We start from the raw sequence: 20,825 nt of genomic DNA, 5'->3' as shown, positions 1-20,825 counted from the left end.
CCTCCTTTCCTACACGTTATCGGCGGTTGCGCTTCGATTTTTCGCAAATTCTTCCGCTACTCTTACACCTGCAGATGTCATGATATCAAGGTTTCCGGCATATTTCGGCAAATAATGGCCTGCCCCTTCAATTTCAAGAAATACCGTCACCCTATTTCCATCAAACACAGGATTGGTACGTATGTTATAGCCGGGAACATACGACTGAACCTCGTTCACCGTGTCTAAAATCGAATTGGTGATTTTTTCTTCATCCAACGCTGATTCTTCAACAATGGCATGGACCGTGTCGCGCATGATAATTGGTGGTTCGGCAGGGTTTAAGATGATAATGGCCTTGCCTTCTTTCGCGCCACCTACTTGTTCAATGCCTTTGGCTGTTGTTTCGGTAAATTCATCAATGTTTGCCCTCGTTCCCGGTCCGACACTTTCACTTGCAATGGTGGCAACAATTTCCCCGTATTCGACCGGTGCCACTTGATGAATCGCGTGGATGACAGGGATCGTTGCTTGCCCGCCGCATGTAATGAGATTTACGTTATCTTCTTCCAAGTGTTTGCCTGCGTTCACCGTAGGCACAATAAAAGGCCCAATGGCAGCAGGGGTTAAATCAATCATTTGCTTGCCGAGCTTTTTGGCTGTTTCCGCATTTTTAATATGTGCGCCGGCACTGGTCGCATCAAATATGACATCGACTAATTCCGGCTGGTCTACTAAACCATCAATCCCGCTGTCAAAGGTATGCAATCCTAATTTTTTTGCATGTTGCATCCCCCTTGAATTGGCATCGATCCCCATCATCGTTGTTAACTCCAACGATTCGGAATTGCGTAATTTAATCATTAAATCAGAACCGATATTCCCGGATCCAATGATTCCAACTTTTAATTTATCCACCGGAATCCCCCCTTATCTATTTATTCTTCAAATGAAACATGCACCGTGCCCAGGTCTGCAAATTTTGCACGGAATGTATCGCCGGGCTTCCCTTCAATCGCCGCCGATAATGCACCGGATAGGATGACTTCTCCGGCTTTCAACCTAATGTCATAAGCGGCTAATTTATTCGCCAGCCATGCCACACATTTTGCCGGATCGTCCATTGCTGCAGCACCGACGCCTGTGTTTTGAAGTTCATCATTTTTGAATAGCGCCATCCCCATTTGTTTTAGATCAATGTCCGCTAGTTTTTTCGGTTGTTCACCGAGCACATACAATCCGGAAGATGCGTTGTCTGCGATCGTATCAGGTAATGTAATCTTCCAATCTTTAATTCGGCTATCGACAATTTCAAGCGCGGGAACGACTGCATCCGTCGCTTGCAAAACGTCAAGTGTTGTTACATCCGGCCCAACCAAGTCTTTTTTCAGGATGAAAGCAATCTCACCTTCAACCATGGGTTGCAATACACGTTTGGACGCAATGGTTTCTCCATTTCCGACGGCCATGTCATCCAGCAAATGACCGTAATCAGGTTCGCTGACGCCTAATTTTTCCTGCATTGCTTTTGATGTCAAACCAATTTTTTTGCCGGTGATCCGTTGCCCGTTTTTAATGTTTTCTTCCACGGTCTGTAGCTGCACTTGATATGCTTCTTCAATCGATAGGTTAGGGGTCAGCTCAGTAACCGGCTGAACCCCTTCCCCTTTTTCCCATGAACTGGCCAGGTGTTTGGCAAGGTCTTCTTTATTCGCTTTGTCTTCCGTTTTCATTTCTTATCTCCCCTACATTTTGACTGTAATATTGGTGAGTTCCGAATAAAAATCAAAGCTATGCATGCCGCCTTCACGACCAATGCCGCTATGCTTCATGCCTCCGAAAGGTGTGCGCAAATCACGTAAAAACCATGTGTTGACCCAAACGATTCCCGTTTCAATTTGTGCGCTAAGACGAGTGGCACGTTTAATGTTACTGGTCCACAGGCTCGCGGCTAAACCATAATGCGTATCATTTACTTGTTCCAACACTTCTTCTTCCTCATCAAACGGAACAACCGTTACGACCGGGCCAAAGATCTCCTCATTCACACATCTGGAATCTTTGCCCAAACCGGTAATAATCGTCGGTTCTACGAAGTATCCTTTATCAAATCCTTCGGCAGCCTTGCCGCCTGTCAAGAAGGTCCCGCCTTCTTCTTTTGCAATGTCCAAATAGCCAAGCACTTTTTTATAGTGTTCTTCACTGATTAACGCACCGACGTTTGTCGTATCATCAAAAGGATCGCCAACTTTGAGTTCTTTGGTTTTTGCTGCAAAGCGCTCAAGAAATTCATCGTATGCCGACCGCTCGACATAAATTCTTGAACCGCACAAGCAAACCTCCCCTTGGTTAATGAAACTGGAACGCATCGTCGTATCGATCACATCGTCCATGTCAGCATCCGCGAAAATAATGTTCGGGTTTTTGCCGCCCATTTCAAAGGATAATTTCTTCAACGTGGGTGCTGCGGATTTCATGATTTCACTTCCGGTTACCGTTTCACCGGTAAAGGCAATGGCATCCACGTCCTCATGGGAGGAAATAGCAGCTCCCGCGTCACCAAATCCGTGAACCATATTAACAACACCGTCCGGAACGCCGGCCTCTTTACAAATCTCAGCAAGAACCGTCGCTGTCATTGGTGTCTCTTCCGATGGTTTCATCACAGCTGTGTTCCCTGCCGCGAGTGCCGGCGCTAACTTCCACGTCATCAAAAACAATGGAAGGTTCCACGGATTGATTAGCCCCACTACGCCAACAGGTCGGCGAACGGCATAATGAATAGCAACATCATCTTGTTGATAAGATTCTGTTCCCATTGAAGTCATATAGTCAGCAAAGAAGTGAAAATTATTTGCTGCACGGTCAATATCAACTTTATTTGCAAGCCACAATGGCTTACCAGTGTCAAGTGATTCAAGCGTGGCTAATTCTGATTTTCTTTCTAAAATTAAATCGCCGATTTTACGGAGAATCTGGGACCGTTGCTTTGTAGGCATGTTTCCCCATTCCCCTTTAAGCGCTTTTCTGGCGACGCCTACCGCTTGGTCAACATCTTCCTTGCCACCTTTTGCAACAACGCCCAACACTTCTTCCGTTGCCGGGTTTACATTTTCAAACGTATTCTCATTGCTTGCCTTCACATATTGCCCCTCGATATAATGCGAGCAATCAATTGGTTTGACTGTTGCTTTTGCTTCTGTCAACTGCATGAAAACGCCTCCTTATCTTTTTCGGATACTATCCGATAGCTCTCATAAGCTTATTTTCATTATAAATATCATCCAAATTTCTAGGAAGCCTATTGTTCCTCTATACGCAACTTAAAACAAAAAGTCTATAAAATCTATTTTGAAAAAGCAAAAAATCCTATATAATAAAGACAATACAGCATGAACATATGTTTAATGCGTTCCTTTATAAAGAACTAATGTGTGATAAAATGGTAGATGAGGTGACATGTATGGCGAAACAGAACAAACAACCACAAACGCTTTCCTCTGTTAAAAATGCATCTCGAATTCTAAAAAGCTTTTCTACATTTGAACCGACGAAAAAGGTTAGCGAGCTGGCTGAATCATTAGGGTTGGCAAAAAGTACCGTCAGTCGAATTATGGCTACGCTCGCTAGTGAAGGGTTCGTGACAAAGGATCAAGAAACGAATGCATACCGTTTGGGGATTTCTGTGCTCACACTCGGAGGAATTGTTACAAATGATTTGGAAATTCATAAAGAGGCTGCACCCGTCCTGAGTCAATTAGTAAATAAAACGGGAGAAACCGCACACCTCGCAATTTTAGATGACCTGGATACCATTTATATCCATAAAGAAGAATGTCATCATCCGGTTCGTATTTTGACACACCTCGGCCGGAGGAACCCTTCTTACTGTACAAGCTCAGGCAAGGTTCTGCTCGCTTATAGTGAAGACCGGACTGTTGAAAATGTCATTGCCAACGGGTTAACCGCCCATACAAAAAATAGCATCACCGACCCTGATGAACTTCGGCAAGAACTAAACACAATCCGTAACCAAAAATACGCCGTCAGCACAGAGGAGTTAACGGAAGGCACAAAGTCGGTCGCCGCACCTATCAGGGATTATACGGGAAAGGTGGTCAGCGCCATTACCGTAGTGGGGCCAATCCAACGCATGAAAGGCTACAGCATACCGGACATTGCGAAGAAAGTAAAACAAGCCGGAAAAGAAGCCTCCTATCGGTTGGGATATGATGAAAGGTACCTAAAAAATCTTTAAAGTAGTGGTGATCCCCAACGGATTTCCTGCCACATAAAGACCCCGTGCTCTTTATAGCAAGGGGTCTTTCTTGATTGCTGATTTAACGCATGAAACTAAGGGTATACTATTGAGTAAGGCCTTTAATGAATGGCTTTGTTCAATACAACGATTCAGGAGGTTTATCATTGGGAACAATTTCCGTCACAGGCGCACTCTTAATCATCACCGGATGGTTCGCGCTCGTCGAGTACGATAAATTCAATGAGGAAGAAAAGCGAAAAATCCTGGAAGGCATTAAAAAAAGCCCATTAAAAATTACGACCATAGCACTTATGCCCGTGGGTATACTCGTTAATATTATCGGCGGATTTGTACTTTCACCTGTGACCATGTTGGTCGGGGCAAGCATGATTTTTTTACAGGCAATCATCGTTTCCCTCTTATTCTGGAACCGCACACGATGGAAGAGCATTTTGCTTTTGGCCGTTGTCATCGGTCTAGGGATTTTCATTTATGTTCCTTTATGGATTTAAAAAGGACTTGGCTATTACCAAGTCCGTTCATGGTTTATTTCTTAACAACATTGATCGGCAGATCTTCAAACGCTTCTTCCATGCCTTCTATATCATCATTATTCGCGATGGAATCCGGGATTTTAACTTGTACTCCCTCATCTGATCCACTGATTGAAAAATCTTCTATACTGAGATCATCAAGTTCCGCGCTCCAGATGACCTCTCCATCCGGATGAGAGGCCTCAGTATTCTCTGTCGTTTGCGCTGATACGTCTTCAATTTCCAGCTCATCATCGTCGAGACTGCTCCCCACCACGAACATATACACAAGGCCCGCGCTTACGAGCAATGCAATACACGCGAAAATTGTGACCAAAAATTTTCCGGCTTTGTTCATCGGCTCACCTCCACTATGCCTATAGAAACTTTTTATTTTTCCTATTATATCGATCCCATGACAAATGCGTTCTCTCATCATTGTTTTCCGAAATCATCTATTTTAAAACAAACAGGAAAAAGATGATCCCTTTCTTTATGCATTTTACCATGAAGGTTTAATAGAAGAAAATTGATAACTGTTCATCGGTTCCTCAAGCCTACCGATGGTATTATGGGCTTTTATAAAAGAAGCCCCGAACCAATACTAACTTAAAAATGGCTCCAATCATTGAATTTGATTGGAACCAATTTTGTTAGCGTTTTTCTATTATCTATTGTTTGTTTTCTTCATGACGGTGTACTCTCTCTAATTTGTCGCTATGAACGTACCTTCTGTTTTTTCCCCAAAGTACCCGCGTCTTTCGAATGAACGCCATGACGGTAATAGTCCTTATATTCAGGCTCCAACGGTTTTTGTCCACGGATGAGGTCGGCTGCTTTTTCTGCCAACATCAATACCGGTGCATGGATATTTCCATTCGTCGTATAAGGCATAACGGACGCATCAACGACCCGTAGGTTATCAAGGCCATGAACCTTCATGGTCAGCGGATCGACAACAGCCATCGGATCTGAAGCAGATCCCATTCTTGCACTGCAGGATGGATGCAGTGCTGTTTCAGCGTCATTCCTTACCCACTCCAGAATTTCCTCATCCGTTTGGACAGATGGACCGGGGGCAATTTCGCCTGAATTGTAGGGCGCTAACGCGGGCTGGGAAAGAATATTCCGTGCAGTACGTATTGCTTCAACCCACTCACGCTTGTCCTCTTCCGTAGATAAATAGTTAAATACGATACTCGGATGCTGATAAGGGTCGCGGGAACGGATTTTAAGGCTTCCCCGAGAATTGGAGTACATCGGTCCAACGTGTACTTGGAATCCATGCTTCGTATCCGCTTTTTCCCCATCATAACGAACCGCTAGCGGAAGGAAATGAAACATCAGGTTCGGATAATCAACATCTTCATTCGAACGGACGAAACCTCCACCCTCAAAATGATTCGTTGCTGCCGGGCCAGTACGCGCGAGCAGCCATTGCAAGCCAATCCAAGGCATTTTTGCTTTATTTAAACTAGGCATTTCAGAAACAGGCTCTGGTGAAGCGTGCTGAACATATGCTTCGAGATGATCCTCAAAGTTTTCTCCTACACCCGGCAAATCAACGAGTGGGTCAATGCCAAGGGAGCGTAAGTGTTCAGCGTCGCCTATCCCGGACAATTGGAGTAGCTGTGGCGTGTTGAATGCACCACCTGCAAGGATCACTTCGCCTGCGTTAACATGAAATTGTTTCTTATTTCTTTGCCACGTCACACCATTTGCTCGAGTGCCATCAAAATTAATATTGGTAACGACAGCAAGCGTCTCCACTGTAAGGTTTTCGCGTTTCATCACAGGGCGCAAATATGCATTCGAAGCAGACACGCGTCGTCCGTTATGCACGTGACTGTCGAATGGACCAAACCCTTCTTGGCGAAAACCATTGACATCAGGTGTTCTCGAGTAACCGGCCTCTACAGCTGCATCAAAAAAGGCCTTAAATAAAGGGTTCTTTGCAGGACCTCGTTTCAATTTAATCGGGCCATGATGTCCGCGGTACTCATCAGACGGACCTGCTCCAAAGGCTGCTTCCAGCCGTTTAAAATACGGTAGACAATGGGCATAATCCCACGTTTCCATACCCGGATCAGCGCCCCACTTTTCATAGTCCATTGGATTGCCGCGTTGGTAAATCATTCCATTTATTGAGCTCGATCCTCCGAGTACTCTCCCCCGGGTATGCGAGACTTTCCGTCCATTCATATAAGGCTCAGGATCTGTATAGTACTTCCAGTCATATAAAGGATTACCGGACGGGTACATCAAAGCTGCCGGCATTTGAATAAACAAATCCCATGGATAGTCACTGCGTCCCGCTTCCAGAACGAGTACACTTTTCGATTCATCTTCGCTTAGACGGTTAGCGAGAACACAACCCGCGCTGCCACCACCAACGATGACATAGTCGTAAGTTTGAACCATCTATAAAACCTCCTCTTATTTAAACCACTCCAAAGGATCCGGTTTGATGTTTCGGAAGACATGCTTTGTCTCCGTATATTCTTCCAGACCGGGGCGTCCAAGTTCACGGCCAATCCCCGATTGTTTATAACCGCCCCAGGGCGCTTGGGCAAAATAAGGATGGAAATCATTGATCCAAACCGTGCCCATACGAAGTTTGGCAGCTACACTTTCGGCTTTCCCGATGTCTTCCGTAAACACCGCACCGGCTAATCCATAAATGCTGTCATTGGCTTTCGCCACGGCATCTTCCGCCGATTCAAATGTTTCTACGGTTAATACCGGCCCGAAAACTTCTTCCTGCACAATCCGCATATCCGAGGTGCAATTGGTGAAAATCGTCGGCAGATAAAAGAACCCTTGTTGCAATGCTTCAGTTTCCGGTCTTTTGCCACCAAGCGCGAGCGTGGCGCCTTCTTCTTGTCCGATGGCAACATATTTTTCCACTTTATTCCGATGCTCCGCGGAAATAAGCGGTCCCGATTGGGTGTCTTCCGCAAAACCGTTGCCGAGTTTGATATTCTTCGCTCGGTCTACGAGCGCATTGATAAATTTTTCGTGCATCGAACGTTCCACGATCACACGCGCGCCTGCCGAACAAACCTGACCCGCGTGGAAGAACGCCGCGTTTAAGGCTTGATCGACCGCCACGTCAAAATCGGCGTCCGCAAAGATAATGTTTGGGTTTTTACCACCTAGCTCCAAGGCAATTTTTTTCACATTGGTGCTAGCGGCTTGCATAATTCTTTTCCCGGTATCAATCCCGCCGGTAAAAGAAATCAAATCAACGTCTGTGCTTTCGGATAAATGAGCCCCTACAGTGTGGCCCGGTCCAAGGACGAGATTTGCCACTCCGGCGGGGACGCCTGCTTGCTCGAACAACTCGAACACTTTTACGGTCGTGAGCGGTGTAATCTCGCTTGGTTTCATCACCAGTGTGTTCCCTGCCGCAAGTGCCGGCGCCAATTTCCATGCCGCTTGTAATAACGGATAGTTCCACGGCGTGATCTGTCCGCACACCCCCACCGGCTCACGGACGACCTTACTCGTGGAGTCCGGAAGCGGACTTTCTATTAATTCACCACCCTCTTTATCAGCCAACCCGGCAAAATAGATAAATACATTAGCAATATCATCCATATCATCCAAGCTTTCGCTCACGGTTTTCCCGGTATCCAGAGTTTCCAAATCAGCCAGTTCTTCGCGATGGGCACGAATCAAACGACCGATTTCATGAACGATTTCCCCACGTTCATTCGCCGGTGTTCTCGCCCACGTTCCTTCATCAAAAGCGTGCCGAGCAGCGGCAACCGCCCGTTTTGCATCTTCTTCGCTTCCTTCCGCAACCGTCGCGATCCCTTCCCGGTTGTAAGGATTTATAATTTCCCGTTGTTCAAGGGTGACAGCGTCGACCCATTCTCCATTGATATACATTTGTAAGCGCAAAAAATCACGCTCCTTTTTTGTTTAATTTTAATTAAACGTTTTGAACAAATAAAATATACCATTCTCTATTTAATCTGTCAACGCAAGCATCTAAAAAGACTTTAATCTGCAATTAAATGTACTTGCTGAGGAATATCCAGTCGTATTGATTGTCCTTTTGTATACAAATATTTACCGAAAACATTATAATCATCTGCTAAAAGTACCGTATCTCCCACTTTCACTTCATAGCGCATTGAATTTCCATGATAGACTCGATTATGGACCGTACCTTTTATCGATCCTTCCTGATTAATATGGATCATCTCCGGCCTTATTAAAGCTAGTCCATTTCCGACTTCAATGTCTTCTACGGTAAACTTCAGGTCCTTACTGACAAAGAGATACTCCTCGTTTTCTTTTTGTACGTAGCCGGATAATAAATTTGCATGACCGACAAAATTAGCAACAAATTCATTGAGTGGTCGTTGATAGATAGACTCTGGTTTGGCTAATTGTTGTAAACTTCCGTCATTGAGCACCATCACCCGATCTGATATACTCAATGCTTCTTCTTGATCATGCGTGACAAAAATAATGGTTAAATCCAATTCTTCTTTGAGACGTCGAATTTCATCTCGCATAACCATGCGCAAATTTGCATCTAAATTGGATAAGGGTTCGTCCAAAAGCAATACTTTGGGTTTCAAGACAAGGCAACGGGCAATGGCGACGCGCTGTTGCTGCCCACCGCTTAATTCACTCGGTTTTCGATGTTCATATCCTTCCAATTGCACTTGGGCTAATGCGTCTTGCACCAATTGCTGCTTTTTTTCTTTTGTTACTTTTCGTTGATTTAATCCATAGGCCACATTTTCAAAAATTGTCATATGTGGGAACAAAGCATAGTTTTGAAAAACCATGCCTGTGGCTCGTTTCTCAGGCGGCAAATTCGTGATGCGTTCTCCATCTAGATAAAGATCACCGGCTGTCGGGGTATAAAAACCGGCAATTGTACGAAGTAAAGTAGTCTTTCCGCACCCACTCGGCCCAATAAATGTAACCAATTCCCCTTTTTTTATAGTAATGGAAATATCTCGAACGGCTTGGACATCGCCAAATGATTTGCTGATATTTTCTAATTTGATGAGCGACGATTCTTGTGGCATCATTAATCCTCCTTCTTCATTAAATCCCGGCATTATTTCGACGTTCAATCCATTTTAGAACTGCCATGCATATGAGCACGATAGCAATCATAATTACGGACATGGCTGAAGCCCTTCCAACAGCTGCTTGATTTGCCAAGTTAAGAATATAGGTAGCAGCTAAATTGGTGCCCGGTGAAACGAGAAAGATAACTGAGCTTACCGAGACCATTGCAGTCATAAACGTATAAACAAAACCGGACATAAATGCTGGGCTTAACAGTGGCAGAACGATTTTCCGTAACGTATGAAGAGGTTTCGCTCCCAAATCTGCCGATGCTTCTTCCATTGAGGTATCAATTTGGTGTAACTTACTAATGCCAGATTCCAGACCGACACCGATTTTACGAAACGTCATATTTAACACAAGTAAAAGCACAGTACCTGTCAAAAATAACGGGGGACCATTAAAGATCAGCACGTAACCAATACCCATGACGGTACCCGGGACAGCTAACCCAAACAATGCCACAAATTCTAGGAATTTCTTGGCCGGAATATTTTTACGCACGGTTAAATAGCCCTGCAGGAGCCCCAAAACGGAAGCCAACAATGCTGCGAAAAAGGAAACAATAAGACTAGTGGATATAAATTCCCATCCGCTTGGATCCGAGAAATGGTCAAGTGTAAACGTATTATTGACGCCAATAATTTGTACGAAAGCTCCCAACACAACCATGATGAACATCACAGCTATGAATAAAGCCATCAATGTACTAATTCCGAACGTAACCCCTTGTATCTTTTTATTGAGCGGAACATTACTTGTTCCTGCCGAGCTATCAATCGACGTTGTTTCAATATCTTTAATGAAATAGGTTTGATACAAAAATACAATTAAGCTGGGGATGATTAAAAACACTCCCAGAACAGCCGCCATTTCCAAGTTTTGTTGCCCAGTGACTAATAAATAGGCGTCGGAAGCCAGGAACGACGTCTCACCGCCAATAATAAGCGGATTTGAAAAATCAGCTAATGCCATAACAAATACAATTAAAGATGCCTTCAAGATACCGGTGCTGGCCAAGGGAAGTGAGACTTTGAATATCGTGCGTGCCTGACCAGCCCCAAGGTCCCGAGAGGCGTGCTCCAAACTTGGATTGATGGAACGTAAAGAGCTTTCAATCATCATGTAGGCGATGGGGAAGAAACCAAGCACTTGAGCAACAACAACGCCCCAAAAACCATAAATACTAAACTCAACGCCGAATAGATTGTTGATATGTTCTGTAACCACCCCTCTTCTCCCCAATAAGATAATCAGAGATAATGAAAAAATAAAGGGAGGTGCGACCATTGGTAACAATGACAATGCCCTGTACATTTTAGATAACGTACTTTTTGTACGGGTAACATATAAAGCAAAGGGAATACTTATGCTTATAACAATAGCAGTGGTAACAACGCCTACCCCGATACTATTAAGTAAAGCTTGAAAGTACGAGGAATGTTGCAAGAATTGTTGATAATACTGAAACGAAAAGCCTTCCCCACCTATGCCAAAACTTCTCAACAGTACGGCAGCGAGAGGTAATAATATAAAAAGAATCAATAGGGCAGCCACGATAATGGCTGCCACTGCAAAGCCCGGTTCGGACCAAAAACGTTTCCAGGTTAACTTAAAACGATGACTTATAGAATCACCAACAGTTGTATTCGTTTGCACAATCATCACCCTTTAACTGTTAAAACGGCTGTCCCATTCGTCTTGAATATCTTGGCGATTATCTGCTGCCCAAAGCGCATCATAATCGATCAAATTAGGTTCAGCATCGCCCGCGGTACCTTCGATTCCAGGTTTTGTCACCATCGAACGATGTTCAGCGGCAGCTTCCATTCCTGCTTCTGAGCCGACAAAATCTACAACTTGTTGAACATTTTCATCCTCTTCGTAGCCTTCATATATCCAAATGACGTCCAAGTCATAACCAACGCCTTCATCCGGAACGACCCCTTCGATGGGATACCCTTCTTCGATAAAGTCATTTACGGCTTGGTCCCATGTAATGCCAATTGCATATTCCCCTTGAGCTGCCATTTGCCCGGGCACATCAGCAGATTCCACATATTGGCCAACATTTTGATCCAATGCTTCAAAATAATCCCAAGCTTCCTCTTCACCTAGCATTTGCATGATCGTAGATACAAACAAAAAACCAGTTCCGGACACGCTGGGGTCCGGCATGACAATTTCTCCTTCATATTGAGGATCAGTCAAATCTTCCCAAGAAGTCGGAGTGTCTAAGCCAAGATCCTCGACTAAATCTGTATTCACGGCCAATTCGTTATACCAATATGACCAGCCATACCATTGTCCTTCAGGATCTTTAAATTCATCGGGAACATCTTCCCACTCAGGGGACTCGTATGAACCCAACATGTCTTCTTCTTGGGCAAGCAAAGCTAAGCTGTGCAACTGACCCCACTGTATTTCTGCTCCAACATCCGGAAATTCAGCCTCCGCCCGACTAAACCCTTCTTCACTGGATAAATTTAAGAAATCAGCATTTACACCTGTTTCCTCTTCTAAAGCAGAAACCATCGGCTGCATCTCATCTTCTACATTATGTGTATAAATCGATACACTGTCATCCTCACCGCACGCGACTAATGTCAAAGCTGTTCCGATTAGCACACCTGATAATTTAAATTTCATAAATAAAACCACTCCTCTTTGATGTTAAGATTGTAAATTTGGTCCTATTATTTTTTTAAATTTTTTCCATATAAAAGTTATTACTTTTAGGTTATATCCAGCATCTCATAATGGTTAATAATGTAATTTGCTTCCGTCAAATGTGACTCATCTTCATCAGCGGAAGATACAATTCCTATGTTGGCTTTAGCTTTTAAATTCTTCCCCAGTTTCATATCACCGTTCGTATCACCAATGACCACTACAGATTCAGGGTCTATCATCATTTCTTGGCAAGCTTTATCCCCTATGTCAGGAAAAGGTTTGGGGTTTACTATTTGGTCCGATCCTATAATACTTTGAAAATAATCATGGATATTTAATAAATGTAAATGTTGTTCGGCAATATCGGTATCGTCAGAAGTAACTACTCCCATTTTCACTCCACTTTGCCGTGCCTTTTCCAAAAAAGCGCTCAGTCCCTGAAGTGGTTGTAAATACCGGTCCCAATCGATCGTAGCATTAACTTCCTGTATACTATTTCGCGACGTTTGAACCGCTTCATTCCATGGCAGTTTTTGTCGATAAAGATATAAGGCAGCAATAATTGCTATATCTTCCACAGTACCTATCGCCAAAGGGCCTCTGGGAGAGACAATTTTGTTTTCAATATCCAATCCTATAAATTCTGCCAACTCTGATTTACTTACAACTTGTTGGTTGCTGATTGTCTCATAAAACTGATCGAACCAGGAATTCCATAGGGAATGGAGGTCAAGGAGGGTCCCATCTTTATCAAACAAAATACCTTGAATGTGGTAATGATGACCACTTACCTGCAATTTCGCCAGAACTTCATCACCTCACTTTAAAGTCAGCAACATCATTTAATAAATTTAATCTGTTTTAAATACTATAGTTATAAATTATATCACCCTGTCGAAAGAAGTCAACCCAAATACTCATTAAATAAATGCGGAACGCTGGAATGGGGACTCTAGCATTCAAAAATCGAGAGATTGAACCCTCTTTGCAGATACTGGATAATAGTTTTGTTAGTCTAACATCTGTCTACCGGAAACTACTTAGGGTTTGCTGAAACGAAAAAATTCTTTCTGTTGCAAGGAGTTTCCCCTGATGTGTAGAAAGAGAAATGCAAGGAAAAATGGCCGCTCACGGCTAAACCTTTGCACCTTATGGTCAACATGCGAGGGATGGCGCTGCAATGGCGAAGACTCCAGCGGAAAAACGGACGAGCCAAGACCCCGCAGCGCTGATCTTGCGCGAGGAGGCTTGGCCGTTCGTCCGCGGAAAGCGAAGCCATGGAAGCGACATCCCGCCCTTGCGATCAAGTTGTTCAGCAGCCTCTACTTAAAGGGATAAATGGGAGGAGGAGTCACAAGCGTAGGTCTCGTGTACCAGTGAGCAGGCGCAGTCAATATGGACTACGCATTGATTTCATAGGTTTACTCAGGATTAATCACCCTCGCTTGTTTTACCGATAGTAGTTAGCGATTCGTCACTGGTATTTCCAAATGCATCAATCGCTTTGACATTTATTTCATAATCGGTATCCGGTTCCAATTCATTAATAGGGAGCTCAAGTTTTTCTGGAACAGGATCCTTATAATACTCTGAGAAAGCTTTATATTCTGTTACAGCTTCATCAGTCTCCTTATCTATAGCTGTCACTTCATAGGAATGGACAAGTAAGTTATCTGAAGCCTGGTCAAATTCTACAAACAATTCGGTCGATGTTGTTTTATCTTCAATAATCGTTGCCGAAGACCCCTTTTCGAAATAAGGGTTTTCATTATCACGATTCGATGTATATTCGAAGTCATCTGTTGTTTCAACAGGTGTATCGATTACCCATGGTTCTCCAACCCATTCATTGCTGTGGAAACCGCGACGTTCTATAACCACCTCATCATCGTACACTTCCACAATTAAACCATTACTGATCTCTTCATGTCCGGGAGGAAGCTCTCCTTGCAAGTAGCCATCTTCCGTCCACATATAATTGACACTGCCGGTATTTACTGATGTAAAGTCTTCCTGATGGATTGATCTAGGGTCGCTAATAGGATAGTGGGTATGCCCTGCAAAATGAATCACTTGCGGATATTTTTCCAATGTTTCATACAAAAAGTCTCCGTTTGGGCTAAGGTTCCATTCACTGCCATAAGATGTGTCTTCAAGCGGCCAATGACTAAACACAAAAATAGGTTTCTCTGAATCTCTTTCTTCCGCTTTGCTCAAACGCTCATCCACCCATTGTATTTGTTCCTTTGAGTAATATCCGTAATCCTCTTCTCCCATTACGATAAAATCATAATCATTAACAACTTCATGGTAATAGAGTGAATCCATTCCTGTTTTGTCTAGAAATCGCTCCTGTGATTCCTCTGGACTTAGATCATTAGCATACTCATGGTTTCCAATGGCAAAGAGCGATTCTATTCCATCCTGTTTATTTTCATCATAAATGTCCATCGCATAATTATATTGGTCAGTGGAACCATGTTCCGTCAAATCACCTAAAAAAACAAGGGCATCCTGATTTGGGACTACCTCACCTAATTGGTTTAGCGATTCCTCAAACTTTTCCAAGTCATCGTCCTTGCTTATTGTCTCTCGTCCAATTTGAGTGTCACTTATAACAGGAAAAACGAGTTCTGGTTCATCCCCGGGAATCCCTGGAACATTTTCTGGCGGACCATTTCCAGGAACGCTTGCTGGAGGGCCATTTCCTGGACTACTTACTGGCGGACCGTTTCCTGGAGTGTTTCCCGGACCACTTGCTTCAGTATTATGAGGAAATGTCAACAATGTCAAACCAAAGAGAATGGCTACCGGCAATTTAAAAGGACTTTTTGCTATTTTGTTCATAAAATAAATTGCACTCCTTAATACTAATAACTTGTTAGTGTGAAGATAAAACCTATTTTCAAATCTCCCTCCTTCGTTCAAAAAATTAAATATATATTAAAATTATTTATGGTTATCACTTTAGCAAATTATAATTTAAAGTCAAATTTTAAAAAATGTCACCTGTCGCGAGTAAAGCGAGGAACTTTCAACGGTGAGACTTCCCGAGGGGACGGGGGACGATGACGAGCAAGACTTTATTCTCGCCAAGGTTTTTGATTTCATCACCGAAATGCCGAAGCGCGCCAATGCCGCACTTAATCGCGATTGACACTTCAAACATGCGGTACCCTAACATTGATTCGATTTTCATATTCACACTCATTCGATCAAAACCTAAAAAATCAGCGCTTAATATAACGCTGATCGGTTCCCGGGATGGATTTACTTACATAGGGTTTGCTGAAATGAAAAAATTCTTTCTGTTGCAAGGGGTTTCCCCTGATGTGTAGAAAGAGAAATGCAAGGAAAAATGGCCGCTCACGTCTAAACCTTTGCACCTTATGATCAACATGCGTGGGATGGCGCTGCAATGGCGAAGACTCCAGCGGAAAAACGGACGAGCCAAGACCCCGCAGCGCTGATCTTGCGCGAGGAGGCTTGGCCGTTCGTCCGCGGAAAGCGAAGCCATGGAAGCGACCTCCCGCCCTTGCGATCAAGTTGTTCAGCAGCCTCTACATAAACCACGTAAGTACTCGCGAATTTCTTCGGAAATGATGATACCGCGTTTCCCGAGCCTTCGATAAGTCAAGCATTCCGACGGATAGGTCATGGGGTTTTGGTATAAGAAGGCATTCATTTTTTTCCTAGGAATCTTTTTTATCCAATAATATCTTAAATAATTCGCCGGATTCAGCCTTACTGACAAGCAGTTCCAGGAAATCATAGTAATCAAAAGAGGCTGTTGTTTTTTCAAGTTTTCGTCTGGCATTTTCCCTAATATCCTCGGGCGTATCGGGATCATCGATCAATGCTTGATACCTCGGTTGCGCCTGGCGGATGCCCTGCATGTTCACACTGACTTCCCTTTGCCAGCGCTGCGTATGAAAGTTCGTGAAGAATTTAAAATAATCCTGTTCAGCTTGATATAAATCTTTTCGCTCCCCTCTTCTAAAAACACGGTGAATAAGTTTATCGTCCAACAACTTTCGCACGCCTAAGCTCATGCTCCCTTTGCTCATACCCAACTCAATCCGTAACTCATCCAACGTCATCGGACCGCCATTCAAATACAATATCGCGTAAATGCGTCCAACGGAATGAGTATACCCATATATATCCATCGTATAGGCAATACTATCTTCAATCAGCCGGTGGCTTTCTTCCAATTCCGCTTGTTTTTTGTCCCGTAGGGTTTCATCTTCGTCAGTCATTTTAACGCTCCTTCAAATCCAACTAAATCATCGTTTATTTTGTATGGTTGATTTAAAATTTATTTAAAGTATAACGTTTCCATTGTCTAACTTCAATCCTAAGAACGTTTTGAGGTAGTTGAGGGGCATATTGTCGAATATCCCCGTTGACATCCTCTCGTATTGTGTTATAGTCAACGTGTATTTAATTTGTATTAAACATTCATTACAGATTTAACTAGGAGGCATAACATGCATTTTTTCAAAAAAGGAAAGTGGTTCTTGCCCCTTTCACTTAGCACATTGGTACTCGCTGCTTGTGGTGGTGATGATTCCGGGGAAGCGTCTGGCGATGATTCAAATGAAGCTGACGATGAAAACGGGGAAATTGAACTCGCCTACGTTGCCTGGGAATCCGAAGTGGCTTCTAACAATGTTATTAGATTGGTTTTGGAAGAAGCAGGCTATGATGTTAACTTAAATCAAGTCGAGCAGGCTGCAATGTGGCAAAGTGTTGCGCAAGGGGATACGGATGGTCACGTTGCCGGTTGGTTGCCTTCGGACATGGCGACTGACTATGAACGATATGGAGACGAAGTGGTCGATCTAGGTCCGAATTTGGAAGGAAACCGTACCGGACTGGCCGTTCCGGATTATATGGACGTAACCAGCATTGAAGAAGTAAATTCCGACAACTTTGATGAAATCGTCGGGATTGACCCTGGCGCGGGAGTCGTAGATTCAACCGAGCAAGCCGTAGAAGCGTATGATATGGACATCTCTGTACAAACATCGAGTGACGCTGCCATGACGGCTGCGTTAGATGATGCGATTGAAAATGAAGAACCGATTGTGGTAACTGCCTGGGAACCACACTGGAAATTTAACACGTATGACATTCGTTTCCTAGAGGATCCGGAAGGCATTTATGAAGAAGAAGAAGAGATCCGCACAATGGTACGGGAAGGGCTTGAAGAAGACGAGCCCGAAGCCTATCAGATTCTCGACAACTTTTATTGGGAAACCGACGATATGAACGAAGTCATGCTTGATATCTCCGAAAATGATACGGATCCGGAGGAAGCCGCCCAAGCATGGATCGATGACAATCGAGACATGGTTGATGAATGGTTGGAAACCGACAGTGAAGAATAAGTCAGCTATACGGAAACTGCTTCTATAAGCGGTTTCCGTTTTTTAGGTTTCATTTGTCTCATTTTCGGTTATAGTTAGCGGGAAAGAAAGGATGATGACCATGAAAATACTATTGGTAGGTGCAAGCGGAACAATCGGGAGCAAGGTGTATGACCGCCTTAATCAAAATCACGAGATCATTCGCGCGGGCAGAAACGGTCCGGATGTCCAAGTGGATATCACCGATGAAGCGAGCATTCGTGCCATGTATGAAAAAACAGGAAACGTGGATGCCGTTATTAACGCTTCCGGCAGCGCCGGTTTTGCACCGATTACGGAACTGACCCCCGAGAAAAATGAAACGGCGATTAATAGCAAGTTAAAAGGGCAAATCAACCTCGTCTTGCTCGGCCTTCCGTATGTGAACGAGCGAGGCAGCTTTACGCTGACCTCCGGTGTTATGATGGATGACCCTATCCCGCAGGGTTCCTCGGCCGCCATGGCCAACGGAGGCATTCGTTCGTTTGTCACATCGACCGCGATTGAAATGCCGCGCGGCATTCGCATCAATAGCGTAAGTCCCAACTTGTTGCAGGAATCCGCAGAGCGAATCGGCCATCTATTTGCCGGCTTTGAACCCGTTCCGGGAGATAAAGTGGCACTCGCGTATCAAAAAAGCGTCGAGGGCATGCAAACGGGGCAAAGTTACGAGGTTTATTAATCAGCGTAGAGGGCGCCTCCCCGTTCCGGAGGCGCCCCTATTTTCCCTTACTGCATCGCATCCGCTTCTTCCAGCCCCACTTCTTCTTCCCGCTGTTGATAGATCTCTTCCAGCCTTTTGTCACGGGATCTGCCCAAAATCTTCATCCGCGTAGACAATTGTTTCTGCGTAAAGTTCATCGTATTTCTTTTTTCTTCATCGCTGTCCTCTTCCGTTCCTTCCAAATTGATCTGAATCGCGAGCGGCGTTAATTCCTCCATTTTTTTCATAACCTGGTCATAGATATGGGGGTACTCGCTGATAATTCGCTGCAATAAAAATGTTCCATACGCAATATGACGAGATTCATCTCTTTTTAAGTAACCAATTCCTTCCAATAATGCCGGCATCGCGTTAATGCTTTGCAACGATTGATAAAAACCAAAATAGCCCGTCTCCGCCAACACACCCTCCACGAACATGTTATAGACCGTTGCCGCTTCCGCCACAGCCTCCGGTGATTGATCATGTACGAGGCGCTCCATTGCCGCGGGAAGAATTTCGCTGAAAACTTTATGGTAGGCAGCTGAATGATACTCTGTCAAATCCCGTTTTACCCCAAGTTCATTTAATACTATTCTGAAAAATTCCGTGTGTTTGGCTTCTTCAAACAAAAACGTGGTTAAAAACATTTCTTCTTCCAGACGCCCTTCATTGGAGATGGTCATGATTAACGGAAGCAAATCCCTGGTTACGGCTTCTTCCCCTCCTTGGAATTGCGATATCAACCGCAGTGTCCCTTCCTTTTGCTGTTCACTGAACGTCTCCCAGTCCTTTTTATCCTGTGTGAAATCCAAATCCGCCGGGTTCCAAACCCCAAAACGTTTCGCCTTTTGAAAAAGTTTAAATGGCAGAGAATCCTCTTGAAGACCGGCAGCACTTGTCGTTTGAAACGGTTTGTGCGTCATTTGCATCCTCCTTACCCTTTGTTTGTAAAGGCTTACATTTTCATTTTTACAGGTCCCGCGTTCATTGTAAATCACGACAAATGTAGGGTATTTTAGAAGAGACAATATACATGAAGGAGGAATCATCATGCCAATTGCGATAAAGCGGATCTATCAAACAGCGGAGAAACCAGACGGGTCCCGCGTTCTCATCGACCGCGTCTGGCCACGCGGCCTATCAAAGGAGAAAGCCCACATCGATGAGTGGGTGAAGGAAGTAGGGCCATCGAAAGATTTGCGGCAATGGTTTCAGCATGATCCGGATAAATTTCAGCGCTTTAAAGAGAAGTACAAAAAGGAACTGCAGGAAAATGAAGAACAACACGAAGCATTGCAACGGTTAAAAACGCTTGCCAGGGCGCATGAAAAAAACATCACCCTCGTCTTCGCGGCAAAAGAAGAGACTTACAACCATGCTCAAGTGTTAAAAGAAATATTGGATCAGCAGTAGTTCTGTCGGTGCTGGTTATGTAGAGCACCCTGACGACAAATAAGAGGGACATGCCTCATATTTGTCGTCATCCGAAATCTTTTTCTGATACGCAAAGAGATGCACTTACGCTTTAACATTCCCTTCTGCCGAGATTGGTTTACGGGTAAGGATTCCGGCCATGTGCATCAAATTATAGACCATCGTTTTCACTTGTCCTGCGGTGAACTCGTTTTTAATCCCTTCTTCCTCTATATAGGAAGGTCCCGGTCCCGCTTCGCCAGTCCAATATGTGACGGGTTCCGGTGGCATGGTAAAGCCCATGTAATTCAAACCAAAAACAACGGAAGCTGCTGCATTCTTGGCTCCATCTTCATTGCCTGTAACGACAACGCCGCCTACTTTATCGTAAAACATAGACTGGCCTTTTTCATTTGTCAGGCCTGCCATTTATCCGTTCCAACACTTTTTTAGCTATGCTGCTCTTTTCCCCGATCCAGAGTGGTGTTCCAACCACAACGATATTCGCATGCTTTATTTTTGTAAGGATTTCCGGCCATTGATCCCCATCTCCTGCATCCGTTGTAATGCCGTATGCCACATGGTAGTCGGCAATCCGTACACTTTCACATTCTACTTGATTCGTTTTGAGCACCTCTGCCACTTCATCCATTAATGCCTGCGTATTGGAAACGTCCTCACTTCCTTTTAATGAACAATTTAAGAAAAGTGCTTTTATATTTTCCATTACTTTCATCCTCCCTTGCAAA

At 44.1% G+C, this 20,825-nt stretch carries 23 protein-coding genes; 7 read left to right on the top strand and 16 right to left on the bottom strand.

The genetic code is table 11. The annotated features are described in order from the left end of the window. Window positions 1-9: 9 nt before the first annotated feature. The 3 genes from EPH95_RS15050 to EPH95_RS15040 are packed head-to-tail and all read right to left on the bottom strand — an operon-like array spanning window position 10 to window position 3,191. Window positions 10-897: an acetaldehyde dehydrogenase (acetylating) gene (locus tag EPH95_RS15050; protein WP_142090853.1), complete on the bottom strand. Its 888-nt coding sequence runs from the start codon at window positions 895-897 to the stop codon at window positions 10-12. A 20-nt stretch (window positions 898-917) separates the two neighbouring features. Then, on the bottom strand, window positions 918-1,712 hold the full coding sequence (locus EPH95_RS15045; protein WP_142090852.1) for a 2-keto-4-pentenoate hydratase: 795 nt from the start codon (window positions 1,710-1,712) through the stop codon (window positions 918-920). A gap of 12 nt (window positions 1,713-1,724) precedes the next feature. Continuing rightward, window positions 1,725-3,191 (bottom strand): aldehyde dehydrogenase, encoded by a 1,467-nt coding sequence (locus EPH95_RS15040; RefSeq protein ID WP_142090851.1) that lies wholly within the window; start codon window positions 3,189-3,191, stop codon window positions 1,725-1,727. A 251-nt stretch (window positions 3,192-3,442) separates the two neighbouring features. Between EPH95_RS15040 and EPH95_RS15035 the strand changes: the two genes are divergently transcribed. Together EPH95_RS15035 and EPH95_RS15030 are read left to right on the top strand one after the other, a co-directional pair. Further along, window positions 3,443-4,237, top strand: coding sequence for an IclR family transcriptional regulator (locus tag EPH95_RS15035; RefSeq protein ID WP_142090850.1), 795 nt, complete (start codon window positions 3,443-3,445; stop codon window positions 4,235-4,237). 167 nt (window positions 4,238-4,404) lie between these two features. Then, entirely contained in the window at window positions 4,405-4,752 is a 348-nt protein-coding gene (locus tag EPH95_RS15030; protein WP_142090849.1) for a hypothetical protein, read from the top strand. Window positions 4,753-4,786: 34 nt separating this feature from the next. Here the strand turns inward: EPH95_RS15030 and EPH95_RS15025 are convergent, their stop codons facing one another. The 7 genes from EPH95_RS15025 to EPH95_RS14995 form a co-directional block, all read right to left on the bottom strand. After that, the gene (locus tag EPH95_RS15025) at window positions 4,787-5,131 is read right to left on the bottom strand and encodes a hypothetical protein (protein ID WP_142090848.1); all 345 of its coding nucleotides are present in this window, start codon (window positions 5,129-5,131) and stop codon (window positions 4,787-4,789) included. Window positions 5,132-5,490: 359 nt separating this feature from the next. After that, window positions 5,491-7,194, bottom strand: a complete 1,704-nt coding sequence (betA, locus tag EPH95_RS15020) for a choline dehydrogenase (RefSeq protein ID WP_142090847.1) — start codon at window positions 7,192-7,194, stop codon at window positions 5,491-5,493. A gap of 15 nt (window positions 7,195-7,209) precedes the next feature. Further along, window positions 7,210-8,679, bottom strand: a complete 1,470-nt coding sequence (gene betB, locus EPH95_RS15015) for a betaine-aldehyde dehydrogenase (RefSeq protein ID WP_142090846.1) — start codon at window positions 8,677-8,679, stop codon at window positions 7,210-7,212. Window positions 8,680-8,780: 101 nt separating this feature from the next. Beyond that, a complete protein-coding gene (locus tag EPH95_RS15010) occupies window positions 8,781-9,830 on the bottom strand; it encodes an ABC transporter ATP-binding protein (protein WP_227003934.1) in 1,050 nt (349 codons plus the stop codon). Between the two features lie 16 nt (window positions 9,831-9,846). Then, entirely contained in the window at window positions 9,847-11,538 is a 1,692-nt protein-coding gene (locus tag EPH95_RS15005) for an ABC transporter permease (RefSeq protein ID WP_142090845.1), read from the bottom strand. A 6-nt stretch (window positions 11,539-11,544) separates the two neighbouring features. Continuing rightward, window positions 11,545-12,522, bottom strand: a complete 978-nt coding sequence (locus tag EPH95_RS15000) for an extracellular solute-binding protein (RefSeq protein WP_227003933.1) — start codon at window positions 12,520-12,522, stop codon at window positions 11,545-11,547. Between the two features lie 86 nt (window positions 12,523-12,608). Next, the gene (locus tag EPH95_RS14995; protein ID WP_227003932.1) at window positions 12,609-13,304 is read right to left on the bottom strand and encodes an HAD family hydrolase; all 696 of its coding nucleotides are present in this window, start codon (window positions 13,302-13,304) and stop codon (window positions 12,609-12,611) included. A 422-nt stretch (window positions 13,305-13,726) separates the two neighbouring features. Between EPH95_RS14995 and EPH95_RS18965 the strand changes: the two genes are divergently transcribed. Further along, window positions 13,727-13,876 (top strand): hypothetical protein, encoded by a 150-nt coding sequence (locus tag EPH95_RS18965; protein ID WP_160141796.1) that lies wholly within the window; start codon window positions 13,727-13,729, stop codon window positions 13,874-13,876. 101 nt (window positions 13,877-13,977) lie between these two features. Here EPH95_RS18965 and EPH95_RS14990 read toward each other — a convergent pair whose 3' ends face one another. Together EPH95_RS14990 and EPH95_RS14985 are read right to left on the bottom strand one after the other, a co-directional pair. After that, a complete protein-coding gene (locus EPH95_RS14990; protein ID WP_142090843.1) occupies window positions 13,978-15,393 on the bottom strand; it encodes a metallophosphoesterase family protein in 1,416 nt (471 codons plus the stop codon). Between the two features lie 187 nt (window positions 15,394-15,580). Further along, window positions 15,581-15,751 (bottom strand): hypothetical protein, encoded by a 171-nt coding sequence (locus EPH95_RS14985; protein WP_227003931.1) that lies wholly within the window; start codon window positions 15,749-15,751, stop codon window positions 15,581-15,583. A 213-nt stretch (window positions 15,752-15,964) separates the two neighbouring features. Between EPH95_RS14985 and EPH95_RS18960 the strand changes: the two genes are divergently transcribed. Further along, window positions 15,965-16,114 (top strand): hypothetical protein, encoded by a 150-nt coding sequence (locus EPH95_RS18960; protein ID WP_160141795.1) that lies wholly within the window; start codon window positions 15,965-15,967, stop codon window positions 16,112-16,114. Window positions 16,115-16,238: 124 nt separating this feature from the next. Here EPH95_RS18960 and EPH95_RS14980 read toward each other — a convergent pair whose 3' ends face one another. Continuing rightward, the gene (locus tag EPH95_RS14980; RefSeq protein ID WP_142090841.1) at window positions 16,239-16,805 is read right to left on the bottom strand and encodes a GbsR/MarR family transcriptional regulator; all 567 of its coding nucleotides are present in this window, start codon (window positions 16,803-16,805) and stop codon (window positions 16,239-16,241) included. Window positions 16,806-17,036: 231 nt separating this feature from the next. On the opposite strand from EPH95_RS14980, the gene EPH95_RS14975 reads away from it, so the two are divergent. Together EPH95_RS14975 and EPH95_RS14970 are read left to right on the top strand one after the other, a co-directional pair. Further along, complete coding sequence (locus tag EPH95_RS14975) at window positions 17,037-17,939, top strand: glycine betaine ABC transporter substrate-binding protein (protein WP_142090840.1); 903 nt, start codon at window positions 17,037-17,039, stop codon at window positions 17,937-17,939. Window positions 17,940-18,039: 100 nt separating this feature from the next. Further along, complete coding sequence (locus EPH95_RS14970) at window positions 18,040-18,639, top strand: short chain dehydrogenase (protein WP_142090839.1); 600 nt, start codon at window positions 18,040-18,042, stop codon at window positions 18,637-18,639. A gap of 47 nt (window positions 18,640-18,686) precedes the next feature. Here EPH95_RS14970 and EPH95_RS14965 read toward each other — a convergent pair whose 3' ends face one another. Then, complete coding sequence (locus EPH95_RS14965) at window positions 18,687-19,592, bottom strand: R2-like ligand-binding oxidase (RefSeq protein WP_142090838.1); 906 nt, start codon at window positions 19,590-19,592, stop codon at window positions 18,687-18,689. A 121-nt stretch (window positions 19,593-19,713) separates the two neighbouring features. On the opposite strand from EPH95_RS14965, the gene EPH95_RS14960 reads away from it, so the two are divergent. Then, a complete protein-coding gene (locus EPH95_RS14960; protein ID WP_142090837.1) occupies window positions 19,714-20,076 on the top strand; it encodes a DUF488 domain-containing protein in 363 nt (120 codons plus the stop codon). Between the two features lie 105 nt (window positions 20,077-20,181). Here the strand turns inward: EPH95_RS14960 and EPH95_RS19700 are convergent, their stop codons facing one another. Further along, complete coding sequence (locus EPH95_RS19700; RefSeq protein ID WP_319592787.1) at window positions 20,182-20,505, bottom strand: flavodoxin family protein; 324 nt, start codon at window positions 20,503-20,505, stop codon at window positions 20,182-20,184. Further along, complete coding sequence (locus EPH95_RS19695) at window positions 20,486-20,803, bottom strand: flavodoxin family protein (protein ID WP_319592786.1); 318 nt, start codon at window positions 20,801-20,803, stop codon at window positions 20,486-20,488. The genes EPH95_RS19700 and EPH95_RS19695 overlap by 20 nt, the downstream gene beginning before the upstream one ends. Between the last annotated feature and the right edge of the window lie 22 nt (window positions 20,804-20,825).

This window comes from Salicibibacter halophilus (assembly GCF_006740705.1).
Lineage (GTDB): Bacteria > Bacillota > Bacilli > Bacillales > Marinococcaceae > Salicibibacter > Salicibibacter halophilus.
This window is presented reverse-complemented; position numbering and strand designations above follow the sequence as displayed.

Excerpts from the sequence above, each read along its gene's own strand:
- EPH95_RS15045 (WP_142090852.1), bottom strand. The coding sequence starts at position 1,712 with ATGAAAACGGAAGACAAAGCGAATAAAGAAGACCTTGCCAAACACCTG.
- EPH95_RS15040 (WP_142090851.1), bottom strand. The coding sequence starts at position 3,191 with ATGCAGTTGACAGAAGCAAAAGCAACAGTCAAACCAATTGATTGCTCG.
- EPH95_RS15035 (WP_142090850.1), top strand. The coding sequence starts at position 3,443 with ATGGCGAAACAGAACAAACAACCACAAACGCTTTCCTCTGTTAAAAAT.
- EPH95_RS15025 (WP_142090848.1), bottom strand. The coding sequence starts at position 5,131 with ATGAACAAAGCCGGAAAATTTTTGGTCACAATTTTCGCGTGTATTGCA.
- betA (WP_142090847.1), bottom strand. The coding sequence starts at position 7,194 with ATGGTTCAAACTTACGACTATGTCATCGTTGGTGGTGGCAGCGCGGGT.
- EPH95_RS15010 (WP_227003934.1), bottom strand. The coding sequence starts at position 9,830 with ATGATGCCACAAGAATCGTCGCTCATCAAATTAGAAAATATCAGCAAA.
- EPH95_RS15005 (WP_142090845.1), bottom strand. The coding sequence starts at position 11,538 with ATGATTGTGCAAACGAATACAACTGTTGGTGATTCTATAAGTCATCGT.
- EPH95_RS15000 (WP_227003933.1), bottom strand. The coding sequence starts at position 12,522 with ATGAAATTTAAATTATCAGGTGTGCTAATCGGAACAGCTTTGACATTA.
- EPH95_RS18965 (WP_160141796.1), top strand. The coding sequence starts at position 13,727 with ATGGCGAAGACTCCAGCGGAAAAACGGACGAGCCAAGACCCCGCAGCG.
- EPH95_RS14990 (WP_142090843.1), bottom strand. The coding sequence starts at position 15,393 with ATGAACAAAATAGCAAAAAGTCCTTTTAAATTGCCGGTAGCCATTCTC.
- EPH95_RS18960 (WP_160141795.1), top strand. The coding sequence starts at position 15,965 with ATGGCGAAGACTCCAGCGGAAAAACGGACGAGCCAAGACCCCGCAGCG.
- EPH95_RS14980 (WP_142090841.1), bottom strand. The coding sequence starts at position 16,805 with ATGACTGACGAAGATGAAACCCTACGGGACAAAAAACAAGCGGAATTG.
- EPH95_RS14975 (WP_142090840.1), top strand. The coding sequence starts at position 17,037 with ATGCATTTTTTCAAAAAAGGAAAGTGGTTCTTGCCCCTTTCACTTAGC.
- EPH95_RS14970 (WP_142090839.1), top strand. The coding sequence starts at position 18,040 with ATGAAAATACTATTGGTAGGTGCAAGCGGAACAATCGGGAGCAAGGTG.
- EPH95_RS14965 (WP_142090838.1), bottom strand. The coding sequence starts at position 19,592 with ATGCAAATGACGCACAAACCGTTTCAAACGACAAGTGCTGCCGGTCTT.
- EPH95_RS14960 (WP_142090837.1), top strand. The coding sequence starts at position 19,714 with ATGCCAATTGCGATAAAGCGGATCTATCAAACAGCGGAGAAACCAGAC.
- EPH95_RS19700 (WP_319592787.1), bottom strand. The coding sequence starts at position 20,505 with ATGGCAGGCCTGACAAATGAAAAAGGCCAGTCTATGTTTTACGATAAA.
- EPH95_RS19695 (WP_319592786.1), bottom strand. The coding sequence starts at position 20,803 with ATGGAAAATATAAAAGCACTTTTCTTAAATTGTTCATTAAAAGGAAGT.